This is a genomic window from Campylobacter sp. BCW_4332, assembly GCF_001763175.1.
In the GTDB taxonomy this organism is placed as follows: domain Bacteria; phylum Campylobacterota; class Campylobacteria; order Campylobacterales; family Campylobacteraceae; genus Campylobacter_D; species Campylobacter_D jejuni.
Genome location: NZ_MJYF01000012.1, coordinates 49,625 through 63,939, shown reverse-complemented (window position 1 = coordinate 63,939; position 14,315 = coordinate 49,625). Strand labels below are relative to the sequence as shown.

General features: G+C 30.7%; 12 protein-coding genes. 4 read left to right on the top strand and 8 right to left on the bottom strand.

All coding sequences use genetic code 11. From position 1 onward, the window contains the following. The first annotated feature begins 75 nt into the window (after positions 1 to 75). Both AJN64_RS00940 and AJN64_RS00935 read left to right on the top strand, forming a co-directional pair. Positions 76 to 1,935, top strand: a complete 1,860-nt coding sequence (locus AJN64_RS00940) for an aryl-sulfate sulfotransferase (RefSeq protein ID WP_070292548.1) — start codon at positions 76 to 78, stop codon at positions 1,933 to 1,935. 85 nt (positions 1,936 to 2,020) lie between these two features. Beyond that, positions 2,021 to 2,662, top strand: coding sequence for a thiol:disulfide interchange protein DsbA/DsbL (locus AJN64_RS00935; RefSeq protein WP_002861504.1), 642 nt, complete (start codon positions 2,021 to 2,023; stop codon positions 2,660 to 2,662). A gap of 34 nt (positions 2,663 to 2,696) precedes the next feature. On the opposite strand, the gene AJN64_RS00930 is transcribed toward AJN64_RS00935, so the two are convergent. Continuing rightward, positions 2,697 to 3,683, bottom strand: coding sequence for a c-type cytochrome (locus tag AJN64_RS00930; protein WP_044779283.1), 987 nt, complete (start codon positions 3,681 to 3,683; stop codon positions 2,697 to 2,699). A 202-nt stretch (positions 3,684 to 3,885) separates the two neighbouring features. Between AJN64_RS00930 and AJN64_RS09455 the strand changes: the two genes are divergently transcribed. Further along, positions 3,886 to 4,026, top strand: coding sequence for a hypothetical protein (locus tag AJN64_RS09455; RefSeq protein ID WP_053872213.1), 141 nt, complete (start codon positions 3,886 to 3,888; stop codon positions 4,024 to 4,026). On the opposite strand, the gene AJN64_RS00920 is transcribed toward AJN64_RS09455, so the two are convergent. Genes AJN64_RS00920 through AJN64_RS00900 form a run of 5 tightly spaced genes read right to left on the bottom strand, consistent with a single transcriptional unit; the run spans position 4,014 to position 8,495 of the window. Beyond that, a complete protein-coding gene (locus tag AJN64_RS00920) occupies positions 4,014 to 4,646 on the bottom strand; it encodes a hypothetical protein (protein WP_002861507.1) in 633 nt (210 codons plus the stop codon). The two genes, AJN64_RS09455 and AJN64_RS00920, sit on opposite strands and share 13 nt — an antisense overlap. After that, positions 4,643 to 4,885, bottom strand: a complete 243-nt coding sequence (locus AJN64_RS00915; RefSeq protein ID WP_002852415.1) for a hypothetical protein — start codon at positions 4,883 to 4,885, stop codon at positions 4,643 to 4,645. The genes AJN64_RS00920 and AJN64_RS00915 overlap by 4 nt, the downstream gene beginning before the upstream one ends. Beyond that, positions 4,869 to 5,915: a DHH family phosphoesterase gene (locus AJN64_RS00910; protein WP_002861508.1), complete on the bottom strand. Its 1,047-nt coding sequence runs from the start codon at positions 5,913 to 5,915 to the stop codon at positions 4,869 to 4,871. The genes AJN64_RS00915 and AJN64_RS00910 overlap by 17 nt, the downstream gene beginning before the upstream one ends. Positions 5,916 to 5,923: 8 nt before the next feature. Then, positions 5,924 to 8,098: a flagellar biosynthesis protein FlhA gene (gene flhA, locus AJN64_RS00905; RefSeq protein ID WP_070292547.1), complete on the bottom strand. Its 2,175-nt coding sequence runs from the start codon at positions 8,096 to 8,098 to the stop codon at positions 5,924 to 5,926. Then, positions 8,085 to 8,495, bottom strand: a complete 411-nt coding sequence (locus AJN64_RS00900; protein WP_044780498.1) for an Rrf2 family transcriptional regulator — start codon at positions 8,493 to 8,495, stop codon at positions 8,085 to 8,087. The genes flhA and AJN64_RS00900 overlap by 14 nt, the downstream gene beginning before the upstream one ends. A gap of 174 nt (positions 8,496 to 8,669) precedes the next feature. Here AJN64_RS00900 and rpsO point away from each other — a divergent pair, with 174 nt between their 5' ends. After that, positions 8,670 to 8,942 carry a 30S ribosomal protein S15 gene (gene rpsO / locus AJN64_RS00895; protein WP_002852579.1) on the top strand — a complete coding sequence of 91 codons (273 nt, stop codon included), beginning with the start codon at positions 8,670 to 8,672 and terminating at the stop codon, positions 8,940 to 8,942. 85 nt (positions 8,943 to 9,027) lie between these two features. Here the strand turns inward: rpsO and AJN64_RS00890 are convergent, their stop codons facing one another. Together AJN64_RS00890 and flgL are read right to left on the bottom strand one after the other, a co-directional pair. Further along, on the bottom strand, positions 9,028 to 11,868 hold the full coding sequence (locus AJN64_RS00890) for an FtsK/SpoIIIE family DNA translocase (protein WP_070292546.1): 2,841 nt from the start codon (positions 11,866 to 11,868) through the stop codon (positions 9,028 to 9,030). 107 nt (positions 11,869 to 11,975) lie between these two features. Then, positions 11,976 to 14,225 (bottom strand): flagellar hook-associated protein FlgL, encoded by a 2,250-nt coding sequence (gene flgL, locus AJN64_RS00885; protein WP_044779240.1) that lies wholly within the window; start codon positions 14,223 to 14,225, stop codon positions 11,976 to 11,978. Positions 14,226 to 14,315 lie beyond the last annotated feature (90 nt).

Sequence of the window (14,315 nt, the reverse complement as noted above, 5' to 3'; positions counted from 1 at the left end):
ATTATTTTTGTTGTGTATTATTAAAATTTTATTAAGCTATCTTAGGATGGCTTGAATAATTTTAAAGGATTGATCATGAGACTTAGCAAAACTCTTTGTATGGCACTTTTGGCGGGTTCTACCCTACTTGCACCTAATGCTTTAATGGCCATGGGTGGTCCTAGTGGAGCGAAAATAGATTGGCAAATTCAAGGACAAATAGGTGCGATTAAAATGAATCCTTATGGATTGTCTCCTTTGACCGCTATTATTATGGATAATGGTTATGTCTTAAGTGATATAAAAGTAACCATTGTTCCTAAACCAAATGGTCAAACTATTTCTTATAATGTGAATTCTAAAATGGCTAAGACTTATGGTGGAATTCCTATTTTTGGACTTTATCCTTCTTATTTAAATACAGTAAAGGTAAGTTATACTAAAACTGCAAATGGTAAAAGTCAAAAAGTCATTGATGAGATTTATAAAATTACAACTCCAGGGGTTAGCATAGAACCAAGTGGAAGTACTGATCAAAGAGGAACTCCTTTTGAAAATGTGAAAGTATTAAAAATGGATCCAAAATTTTCAGATAGGCTATATTTAGTAAATAATGCTCCTGGAAAACAATCTGGCAAAGGCTCACAATCTGTATGGAATAATCCTGTAGGTGGTGCTATGGAATGGGATGAAAATTCAAATGTCTTTATCATAGATACTAAGGGTGAAATCAGATGGTATTTTGATAACGATAAACTAATGAACTGGGATAATATTTACAATCGTGGAATTATGATGGGTTTTCATCAAAACAAAGATGGAGCTTTAACTTGGGGATTTGGTCAAAGATATGTAAAATACGATATCTTAGGAAGAGAAATTTTCAATCGCAAATTACCTGCTACCTATATAGATTTTTCTCATGCTATGGACAATATGCAAAATGGGCATTATTTATTAAGAGTAGCTTCAGCAAATACTTTGCGTCCAGATGGTAAGCATGTACGCACAGTGCGTGATACTATTATAGAAGTAGATGAGAATGGTAATGTTGTTGATGATTGGAGATTGTATGAGATTTTAGATCCTTATAGAAGTACTATTATCAAAGCTTTAGATCAAGGTCCAGTGTGTTTAAATATAGATGCAAGCAAAGCGGGTAAAACTTTAAGCGATGAAGAACTTGCTAAAATGGATGAAAGCGACAAATTTGGAGATATAGCAGGTACAGGTATAGGTAGGAATTGGGCTCATGTAAATAGCGTTGATTATGATCCAAGTGATGATAGTATTATTATTTCTAGTCGCCATCAAAGTGCTGTTGTTAAAATTGGTCGTGATAAAAAAATAAAATGGATTTTAGGGGCACATAAAGGGTGGAATAAAGAATTTCAAAAATATTTATTGCAACCTGTAGATAAAAATGGCAAAAAAATTGTTTGTGATGATTATAGCAAATGCCCAGGTTATGAAAATGACAATGGTGGATTTGATTTCACTTGGACGCAACATACAGGCTGGAGAATTGATAGTAAATCAAACAAGCGTTATATTTATATAAGTGTTTTTGATAATGGTGATGCAAGAGGAGCTGAACAACCTGCGTTTGCAAGTCAAAAATATTCTCGTGCTGTAATTTATAAAATCGATCAGCAAAATAAAACTGTGGAACAAATTTGGGAATATGGTAAAAATCGTGGAAATGAATGGTTTTCTCCTGTAACTTCTCTAACTCAATATGAACCAGATAAAGATTCTATTATGGTTTATAGCGCAACAGCTGGAATGGCTTTTGATCTTAGCAAAGGTGTAAGTCTTGGGGAGCCAAAACCTGAAATTGATGAATTTAACTGGGGTGCTAAGGAGCCTTCGGTTCAAATTCAATTTAGCGGTTCAGGCACGGGTTATCAAGCAATGCCTTTTAGTGTTGATCAAGCATTCAATCCTAAAAAATAACAATAAGCCCAAAAATAAATTTGGGCTTATTTATTTTTTTTAAATAAAATTATCTCTGAAAATTTTATTTAATCAAGGATATAGTATGCGTAATTTTTTTTGCAAATTTGTTTTAGCGCTTGTATTTTGCTCAAGTTTTGCGTTAGCAAATAATAGTTTTATTACTCTTAATCCAAATTTACCCAACTCCGAAAATAGTGTAATAGAAGCATTTTCTTATAAATGTATACATTGTTATAATCATCATAAATTTGGAACCCTTGAAAAACTAAGAGAAGCTTTTCCAAATTTGCATTTTAAACTCTATCCTGTAAGTTTAATGAATGGAGATTTTTCCAAAGAAATGAATGAGCTTTTTGCCTTTGCTCAATACAAAGATGAGCAAAATGGTAAAGACGCGAGTTATTCTGATAGTTTATCTCATAAACTTGCTGATGTTTATTTTGTTTCTTATTTTTTAAACAAGCAAAGAAATTTTTCGAATTTAGATGAATTTTACGACATAGGTTTAAAGGCTATGAATGTAAATAAAAATGAAGTATTAAATTTTTTAAATACCCCAAAAGCTAAAGAAATTTTAAGCGAGTTTCAAAGAGCTAATGATATAGCTAAAACCTATGGCACCCCTGCTTTTGTTGTTAATGGAAAATATCAAATTAACCCAAGTGCAATCAATTCGATGCAAGATTTAGAAGATCTAGTTAAAAAATTAAGCAATATGAAATAATAAATTTTTTAAGGCAATAAAAATTGCCTTAAAATTATTTTTTGATCATATTTGTATAAGGTCCATAGCGATGTTGGGTTGTAGAAAAGCTATCATCATAAGGTCCTACATCCATATCTAAAGGTTTAACCTTTCTATCTGGAAAGTCTTTATCTCTATTTGCTTTAATAGGGCGAGCTTGTGAATTCATGTAAGCTGCTACATCATAAGCATCTTCAAGACTTAAGTCAGGCGCACCTTGAGGCATATTTTCTTTAATATAAGAAGCAGCTTTGATAAGACGATACATTCCAGCTCCTGTATTATAACTATCATTGCCCCAAAGTGGTGGATAAAGATAATACGCCCCTGCACTATCCTCATTTTTAAGCCCTAATCCATTTTCTTGATGACAAACGGCACATTTATCCATATAAATTGCCTTACCTTTTTTAGGATCAGCTGCTCTCGAGATGAAATCTATCTTCTTAAGCCCCTGCCCTTCTATCTTAGCTCCTACTGGAACTCCTTGAGATAACCATTGCATATAAGTTAGCATGGCTTTCATTTCAGGCGCATCACTAGGCATTCTTTTGCCATTCATAGAGCGTTCAAAACAGCCATTGATCCTATCTGCTAAGGTAATTACTTTATCTCCTCTGGCATTATATTGTGGAAATCTTGCCCAAATTCCTACAAAACCTGATTGATTTTGTACACTTCCACCATTAGCATGGCAACTTGAACAAGAAAGATTATTTCCCGCAAATCTTTTTTTAGGATCTTTGGCCTGTGGACCTACATATTTACTTGTTTCATTAAGAATTTTATTTCCCAAAATAACCATTTTGCTATATTCTGAATTTTTTGGCATTTTAGTTTCATCTATAGTACCATCTTCATTTAAAGCCTTAGGTAAATTCCATTTGGCAGTAGGTAGATCAATACCTGTTGCACTCTTAGTTTTTTCCAAATTTGGATCTAAGGCTAAAGCACAACTTCCACATAACAACAAAGTTAAAACTATAGAAAATTTATTCATCATTTTTCCTCCTTAAATTTGTCTAATTCGAATTCAGTATATAACTTTGCTTCAAAAAAGTCAATAAAAGTTAATAATATTTCAATAAAAAACTTCAAATTCTTAAAACAATATTTATTTGCCTTATAATTAAAACTTTAAAATAAAAATAAAGTTTTTTTTGATAAAATTGAAGCTTGCAATATTTTTAAAGGTTGGTTTAATGAAAAATTTAAGCATTCAAGAAAAAAAAGACTTAGATAACTGCGTTTTTCAAAATCTTGGAAGGCAAGATACCTTTACTTTAAGTGTGATTTTTAAAAATTTTTATTTAAAAATTAAAGCATTTATTTATTCTAAATAATACCACTTAAAATCTTTTTTTGTGTAAGAAAGATCTTTAAAAGAAGGCGATTGGATAAATAGTTTGCACTCTTTATCCAAATTTTCTATTCCGTATATTTTCATAGCCATTCTTGAGTCATGTCTTGTAAGTTCTATTCCAACGCAAGCTTGATTGTTGATTTTATAAAGCAAAGTACCGCCATCTTTTTCATCTATATTTAAAACATCCAAATTCTTATCTTTACTCATATCTTTTACATCTTTACTAAAAGAATATCGGAGTTTATAATATATCATAATATCCTGCATGGTATTTTTCAAATTTTGTAAATTTTCATTAATCAAGTATCCATTATTTTTATAAAGTTTTAAAAAATCTTCATTAAGAAATTTTTGAAAACTTTTATCTTTAGATAATTTTTGACAAGAGTTATAGCTATTTAAAATTCTAACTTGACCAGCTTCTATTAAAAGCTCAAGGCAATCTTTATTTTCTTGTGAAAATTGTACTAATTTAACTTCTTGAATCTTAAAATCTTTGTTCGGTTTTTTTTCATAAGCAAAATCATTTAATTTTTCGTAAATATTAGCAAAACTTAAAGAATATAAACTAAAAAAAAATAAAATACACTTTTTCATTGAAAAAAATCTTTGTATTTATTTTTTAGAAATTCCACGACTTCTAAAATTTCATCAACCCCTTCTTTGTTCGAATTTTCGAGCACATTATCTATATTATCGATATAAGCTTCTATTGCATTTTCTAATTTTTCTCTTTTAACTCCAGCGTATAAAAGCATAGCTTCTAAAACTATGCTAAGCTCATATTGTAAATCTTCTAGTTCATTTTTTAAGGTTTTATTATTGTTTTGATTCATTGTTTTCCTTTTTAAGTTCTTTGCTTTTAATTAAATCAATAATTTGAGCCTTAATATGATTATAATTTGCTCCATCTTTAAATGTCGCAAAAAGTCCACCACTAGCATTTTTATGTCCACCACCACCTACTAAATTTTTAGCCATTAAACTTACATCTATTTTTCCATTTGCACGAAAACTTAAGGTTTTTCTAGAACTAACATCAATAAAAAAGTCATAATCAGGATTTTTTACTAAAAAATCATTTCCAATAACAGAAGTATTGCCTATATTTGAAGTTAAGATGCCTTTATGGCCTTCATATTCTATACTGAAATTTTCTTTTAGCTCACTTAGTTTTTCAACTACAAAATAAGAAATTAAATTAGAAAGAGTATCATCATTTTTTCTGGCAAAATAATCCTTTTTTATAAAATGAGTAGCATTATCGAGTAAAATATTCGCATTTTCTTTTCCTATAAATTTCCAAGCCTTATCAAGCAAGAAAAACATATAATCAATTTGCGATTCTTTAAACATTACGCGATTTATTTCTTTTGCATTGGCAATCAAGCCTAAAAAAACCTTTCCAAGTTCAAAATTTTCATCCTCGCTTAGCCAAATATCAACAGCATTAACTACATCAACAAATTTTGAAAGTTTTAAAACTGGGGTGCAGATTTTAGAGAAAAAATCATAAACGATTTTAGTTGCACATCTTTTAGAATCAAGTAAATACCAAGAATATTTTTGAGCGCATTCTTCACCACTCTGATGATGATCAAGAAGAAAAATTTTAATATTTTTCTCTTTACAAATTTTTTCAAATTCTTCGCATTGATTTAAATTTAAATTTAAATCTGTTATTAGAATAATAGCTTTTCCGAAATTTTCATCTTTTTCTATATCGCCTATAATAGAGTTAAAATTTTCATTAATTTCTTTACCATAATTAGAATTATAAAATTTCACATTTTTAAAATAAAAATTTACTACAAATTGACAAGCATAACCATCAAGATCTGTGTGCGAAAGATGATAAATTTTCATTATATTCCTTAAAGTTCTATCCTAATAATACCCTCGGTATTAAAATTTGTATTTTCTGCAATTTCTGCAAAACTTAACACTACTATATTAATGCTAAAATTATAACAAATATCAGCAATGAATTTTCTAAGTTGCGGTTCAACGCAAAGTATAAAAGGCTTGATACGACCATTTGCTACCGCGGCAACTTCAGCCCTTAGAGTATCTACTAAAGTGCCTGTTTGAGCTACACTTAAAGGCAAGTGATAACTTCCATCTCTAAATTGTACATTTTCCATTAAAACTGCAGAGCTAGCAGAGTCTAAGATAAAAATATCCAAATTTCCTTTATCATCTAAATACATATTTGTAATCATCCTAGCTAAAGACGCCCTTACATGTTCAATAATCATATCAAAACTCTTGCTTACTTCTGCTATATCGCTTACAGATTCTAAAATAGTAAGCATATCTTTAATTGGTATGTGATGCTTAAGCAAGTCTTTGAGAATTTTTTGAATAAGACTTACGGGTGCAACACCTAAAGCACCTTCTACAATGATTGGATAATCATTTTTAACCTTATCAAGAATATTTTGCACCTCTTGGCGTGTAAGAAGTTCGCTTGCGTGTGCTTTGATAAGTTCGCTCATATGTGTTGAAATAACACTTGCAGGATCTATTACTATATAGCCATTTAATGTTGCTTCATCTTTTAAATTCGCATCAATCCAAAGTGCATCAGAGTTAAAAGCAGGTTCTTTTGTAGCAATCCCTTCTATCTCTTCTGTGATAAAACCACTATCCATGGCTAAATATTTATCCGGATAAATTTCAGCACTTGCTATAGACACGCCCTTGAGTTTAAAACTATACTCATTTGGTTTAAGTCTTAAATTATCTCTTATTCTTATTTTTGGCATTAAAAATCCTAAACTTTCAGCAATACTTCTTCTCATTGAGCGAATTCTTTCTGTAAGTTCGTTTTCAGCAAGCTTAATAAGTCCGTATCCAAGTTCAAGTTCTAAAATTTCAACTTTGAGTATGTCGTTAATCTTGTGCTCTTCTTCTTTGAGAATTTCCTCTTCGCTTTTCTTAGCAGGTGCTGCCGTTGTCCCACCTGCTCCACTTTGAGATGCAGCTGCGGCACTTGGTTTGCTTTTTTTAACTGTGGTTATATCAATTTTACCTTCCTTAACCTGCTTGGTAAGATAGCCAAGACTTAAAAAAACTAAAGCCATAAAGCCCAAGGATAAAGTTGGCAAACCAGGTACTAACGCAAAGATAAAAAGTACAAAACCTACTATTAAAAGTGTGCGATATTCACTTAAAAGTTGAGTTAAAGTTCCTTCTGCAAAATTTTCCTCATCTTTGCTTGCACGAGTGATAATTATAGCGGTTGCAGTAGAAGTAATAAGCCCTGGAATTTGCGATACAAGTCCATCGCCTATGGTTAAAATAGTATAAGTAGATGCAGCATCGCTTAAAGCCATATCGTGCTGAAAAGATCCTATTAAAAAACCACCTATGATATTTATAATAGTTATGATAATTCCTGCAACAGCATCTCCTTTGATAAATTTAGAAGAACCATCCATTGCACCATAGAAGTTTGCTTCAGCAATAACTTCTTGACGTCTTGCTCTAGCGGTTTGTTCATCGATAAGTCCTGCATTTAAATCCGCGTCAATAGCCATTTGTTTACCCGGCATTGCATCAAGTGTAAATCTTGCTTGTACTTCAGAAACCCTTGTACTACCTTTTGTTACAACCATGAAATTAATCAATACTAAGATACAAAATACAATCACACCAATGACCATATTTCCACCAACAACAAATTCTCCAAATGCTGCTATAATCTCACTCACAGCTTCAGGGCCGTTTTGCCCTTCGCTTAAAATCATCCTTGTAGTAGCTATATTTAAAGAAAGTCTAAATAAAGTAATAATCAAGATTAAAGTTGGAAAAGTTGTTAAATCTGTCGGTTTAGGTATATAAATAGAAATTAAAATAATTAATACCGATAAAGCTATACTTAAAGCTAAGAAAAAGTCCAAAATAGGACTTGGTAAAGGAACTATAATAATAGCTAAAATGCAAACTAAAAAACCAACAATAGTTAAGCTTTTAGCTTTTAAAACAGGAGCAATTAAAGGCCCCAAAAAAGGAAAAACTAAATCGACTATTTTATTTTTTGCCATTATTTTTCATAATATCTTCTAAAGTAATAGAATCTAAAAATTCATCTACTTTATTTTGTAAATTTACTAACATAGGCATTAAGGTGCAATTTTTTTCTTTATTATTTGGACAAGTACCACCGCTGCATTCAAATACACTGATATCCTTTTTTTCAGCACTATTAACAATTTCTTTTATAGTATATTGATTTGGTTCTTTGATTAATGCAAAACCACCTTTTGCCCCTTTAAAGGATTTTAACAAGCCATCTTTAGCTAAAGTTTGTAAAATTTTAGCTAAAAAACTTTTGGGAATATCAAGCTCTAAAGCTAAAGAATCTACATCTTGAGGTGCTTCTTTTTGAGAAATATAAATTAAAGAAAGTAAAGCGTATTCGCTAGCTTTGGTAAATAGCACAAATTCTCCTTATTATAACTACAGAAATAGCTGTAATTATAATAAATAATTCTTAGAAAAAGACTTAAATTTTGACAAAACCTTCTAAAAAGGATAAATTCAGTTTATTTTTTGCTTTTTAAGATAAAATTACAGTTCTTTAATTTTATTATTTTACCAATCAGGAGGTCTATCATGGCTTTGGATTCGGCCAAAAAAGCAGAAATAGTTGCGAAATTCGCTAAAAAACCAGGTGATACTGGTTCAACAGAAGTTCAAGTAGCTCTTTTAACTGCAAGAATTGCAGAACTTACAGAACATTTAAAAATCTACAAAAAAGACTTTTCATCAAGACTAGGACTTCTAAAACTTGTAGGTCAAAGAAAAAGACTTTTATCTTATCTTAAAAGAAAAGATTATAATTCTTATAGTAAGTTAATTACTGAATTAAATCTTAGAGATAAATAATTTTTAAGCCCTTTTTACGGGGCTTTTTCTTTTTAAATTTCTTCTTTTGTAATCAGTTTTATATATCAAAAATACAAGAAAAATCTTACAAGATTTCCCTTTGTCCTTTGGCATCAGGTTCGCTTAAAATCCCGTTTTGCGTAAGTTGTTCAATAATATTTGCAGAGCGGTTATAGCCGATTTTTAAACGGCGTTGCAAATAAGAAATGCTTGTTTTTCCATCTTCTAAGATCACTCTTTTGGCTTCTTCATAAAGCTCATCTACTTCCCCATCAAAGCTTTCATTTGTTGTAACACCCACGCTTTGCTGATCTTTTAAAAAGCTTTCATCATATTCTACGCTTTGTTGATCCTTTAGAAAATCCACGATTTTTTCTATTTCAAATTCGCTTGCAAAAGGCGCATGCAAACGCACTATAGAGCTTGTTCCAGGAGGAGTAAATAAACAATCCCCTCTTCCAAGTAAACTCTCAGCACCCATAGCATCTAAAATAACTTTAGAGTCAACTTTTTGCCCTACTTTATAAGAAATTCTACTTGGCAAATTCGCTTTGATCAGCCCTGTTACAACATCAACAGAAGGTCGTTGTGTAGCTACAATCAAGTAAATTCCACTTGCTCTTGCCATTTGTGCAAGTCTTCCTATATAAAATTCTACATCTTTACCCGCAGTCATCATCAAATCAGCAAGTTCATCAATAATTACTACAATAAAAGGGAGCTCTTCGCTACCTAATTCTTTCATTTTTTCATTGTAATTTTCTATATTTTTGGTTTTTGCATCTGCCATTAAACGATAGCGTCTTTCCATTTCAGCCACCATATTTGAAAGCGCATTGACCGCTTTTTTTGGATCTGTGATAACAGGAGTTAAAAGATGAGGAATATCATTATAAATGCTAAATTCAAGCATCTTAGGATCTATCATCATCAAACGCAAGGTTTTAGGAGAGTTACGATATAAAAGACTTAAAAGCATAGAATTTATCCCCACACTTTTACCGCTACCTGTAGTTCCTGCGATGAGTAAATGCGGAAGTTTTTTAAGATCGGTTACAAAAGCATTGCCTACTATATCTTTGCCCAAAGCTATAGTTAAAGGACTTTTAGCATTTTTAAAAACTTCGCTTTGTAAAATTTCTCTTAGATAAATAGTTTGAATTTCATCATTTGGGACTTCTATACCTACAACATCTTTTCCTGGTATTGGAGCTTGAATACGGATTGATTTTGCCATTAAAGCCATAGTTAAATCATCTTGTAAATTTAAAATACGACTTACTTTCACATCTGCGCTAGGACGAAATTCAAAAGTAGTTACCACAGGACCAACATAAGTACTTATAACATCGCCACCTATTTTAAAACGACGCAACTTTTCAAGAAGATTATAAATTTTTTTATCTATTTCACTTTCATTGATTTCTTGTCTATGCTCTTTTGGATTAGCTAAAAAATCTAATGGTGGCAAGGTGAAATCTTTTGGTTTTTCTATCTCACCCTGCTCTATTTCACGCAATAAAGCTTGGTTAATAGCAATTTCTTTGGCTAAAACTGCTTTTTGAAGTTTAATTTCTTGATCATTTGTTTTTTCATTATCGATTTTAATTTCTGTATTTTGGATAAAATCGAGTGTATTTTTTTCTTCTATAACTATTTCATTTATATTTTTTATAGGAGTAGGTTCTATATAAGGATGATTTAACTCTTCTACAATAGGAGTAAATTCGAAGATATTGTCTGCTTTATCTGGATTTTTATTTTCATTTATTTTGTTTGATTCTTTTGTTTCTGTTTTGATTGTCTTTGAGTTATTAAAACTGTATTTATTCCCTTCTATAATATCGCTTGAATTTATCGCATCATATTCTTCTAATTTTTTAATTTCTTGTTTTACTTTATTTTCTAAAATTTCATTTTGATAGGCTTTGTATTCTTGTTCTAGTTTTTCTTTTTTTATCAAATTCTCTCTAAGTTCAAGCTCTTTTGTGAAAATTTTTGGTTTAACTTCCTGTTTAGAAACTGGAATTTCAATATTTTTACGCTTATAACTTGGCTCATCTAAATTTTTATTTGTATCTATTTGCTTTATATCTTCAAGTTTTTTAGGTTTTAAAAAACGTTCAGGAATCATATCTACCCCTTCTTCTGAAATAAAATTAAAATCTTCATCAAGGCTAATGCTCATTTTGCTAGCCTTTTGTGCGAAATTTCGCACTTGTTGAGAATGCTCATAAACAAAACTTCTTGATTCTTTTAAGCTTTGTGTATCAATCTCTATGGTTTCATCTAAAATTTGATTTTTTAGTTTTTCAAAGTTTTCCTTAGCTGTGGTAATTGAATTTTTACTTGCATTGATATTGCAATCTTTGATTATCTGTTCTAAGTTATTGGTTTTTTCTTTTTTATTTATTTGTAAATTCTCATAAATACTATCTTGCAAAATATTTAATTTTGGAGCCATAGGTTCTGATTTACCTACATCTTCTTTCTCATTTTCTCCGCCAAATACATGCATAAGTAAAGATTTAAAAGCTTGCTCTACTTTTAATAAAAAAGTAAAATCTAATTCTATTTTTAAAATTTCTTTTGCAAATTTCGGAAACAATAAGATCAAAGAAAATAGCAAAAGCAAAAGAGCGAAAATTCCACTCCCCGTATGTCCTAAGATTATAGAAAAAAATCCATATACAATTTCTAAAATATACCCAAACTCTCTATAAAAGATAGAAAATAAAAGCAAAGTAGAAAAAAAGGCTAAAGAAAAACCAAAAAGCTCTCTACGCTTAAAATTTTCTATTTTATAATTTTTTCTATAGTAAAGATAATTTAACACAAGTAAAAAAAATGGATAATAATACCCAAATTCTCCAAATAAAAATAAATTAGCCTTGTAAACCCATTCTCCCATGCTAGGTGCTAGCATACAAAGACAAATATAAAAAATAACAAGTGTAGAGCTGGTAAAAATGGCTTCTTTTTTAATATTCTTTCCTTAAAAATAAAATCAAAGCCAAATTATACCATAAATTTTTACATATAATTTAATAAGCTAAGTTGAGAAATTGTTGTACTAGCCTTAAGAGAAGCTTGATATGCAAGTTGAACTTGCATTAAATTCATCATAGCTTCACCATAATCTACATCAATAACATTTGACTTAATGCTTTGCACATTTACGCTTAAGAAATTTACTCGAGTATTGACACCATCTATAGTATTATGATAAGCTCCCATGGTTGTATTAAGCTTGCTGATATGATCTGCTAAATGATCGAGTCTTTCTAAAGCTCCTTGCATTCCGGTATTTCTTGGATCGGCCGAATTTCCATCGGCTCTCATATTACCACTTAAAACCGCATCTATCATAGTATCTAAATCTTTTATAAGATCAACATTTGGTTCATCTATAACTAAAGCATTATTGGCACTAAAACTAAAATTTGGACCATTCTCTACTTGCGCAGTTGTGGTATAAGGTGGTTGCGGAAAATGTCCACTTTGAGAATCACTTAAAGAAATTCCTATGTTGGTTCCTGAGGATAGCTTATCGGTAACGCTAATGCGACCTTTATAATCCATGCTTACATCAACAGTAGCTTGAGAATCTTTCATGAGTTGTTGTAAACTATTATAACCATTTGCATCAACTTTTCCATTTGTAGCTGTTATGCTTTGGGTTGGAATTTTATCTGCGGCAAACATACCTATAATATCATTGATTTGACCATAAGTAATATCATTTGATCCTGTAACAACTCCACTATTTCCAGTTGCAGGATCAGTATGGGTTATAGGAAAACTTATGGTTTGACCTGGATTATTAGGATCAGGATAGCTTACAGTTGAAGTTTGTAAATTTATAGTAACATCGTAAGAATTTCCACCTTTGGAATTGACTTTTAAATTTAAAGTAGTACCATTTAGACTATTTCCTGCCATTACCTCGCTAAGTTTGGTTGAATCAGTTGCATAAGCATTACTTCCTTTAATAACTTGAGAAACATTACCATAAACAGTATTTCCATCTTTTTCAAAATAAACATTATCATAATCTGCACCATTGGCTTTGTTGCCAGCTGAATCAGTCATATTGCTTTTAATAAAATCAGTTTGAGCTAAACTAAAGGTAAACTCTTGCTCTTTTCCATCTTTTCCTGTTAATTTAATAGTAACTGGACTAGTTGGATTGGTAATATCACCATTTTTCATAGCCTCTTGCATAACAGCATTGGTAACATTATCCATGTTAAGATCATTATCCTTAACAAATTTTTCCATTGCTTTGAAACTTTCTGTTTTGTCCATTTGTGGAGTATAGGCTACGGCATGAAAGTCTAATTTATTATTGCCTTGTTTTAAATCTGTGATTTGAATTTGACCACTATTATTGATGCTTACTTCTACAACTTTATTATTAGCAGTGTTGCCATAAAGTGCACCAATTTGCTCTAATACATCTTCTATTTTATCATCTGGTTTTACTAAAACTGCACTTTTAAAGCTTGTTCCATCTGGTTTTGTTCCTTGAACATAGAGTGTTGAAGGTGGAAAATTAAGTTTTCGGTCTTTATCTTCAAAATCTATATCCGGATCTAATTTTCCATCTTTTACATAATTTTGCCCGATAAGCTGCTTCCAAGCAGAATCCCCGTTTAAATATTCTTGTTTATCTTTATCTGTATAACGATTATCTGTAAAACTGATATTAGTAGTAATTTGTTTTTTATAGTCTCCATCTGCTTTGAAAAATAAATCCCATCCAGGTATATTATAAGGACTTTCAGTTCCAGCTCCAGTTACTACATTGATATTATTTTTATCTCCATAATAATTACCATTGGAATCAAAAGGTTTATTTGCAACTTGTGAGCCTGCAAAAAGATACTGACCATTAACGCTAGTATTTGCAAGCTGAACTATACTCTCTTTTATGCGTTCTAATTCTTTTGCTATAGCCTCCCTTGAAGTTTGAGAGTTCCCATCACTTGCAGCTTGAGTTACTTTAACTTTAAAATCTTCAAGAAGTTTTACCATATCTTGCAAAGCTTTCATGCTGTTTTGAGTCATTTCTTTTGCACTGTTTGTTGCTTGTTTTACTTGTTCTAATGTTTTAATTTCATATTCAAGACGCGTATTATCTATATAAATGCTTGCATCTTCATATGAATTTTGTATTTTTAAACCTGAAGCAAGTTGTTGAGATATCTGATATAAAGCACTTTGACCGCCCATAGAATTATTCACACTATTTGTGAAATTAAGTTTATTTGTAATTCTCATTTTTTTCCTCTAAAGTATTAAAGTTAAAATCTTTTCAAACATTGCTAATAAACAAAAGCAATAACTGTTCCAAAAATTTAAATTACATAA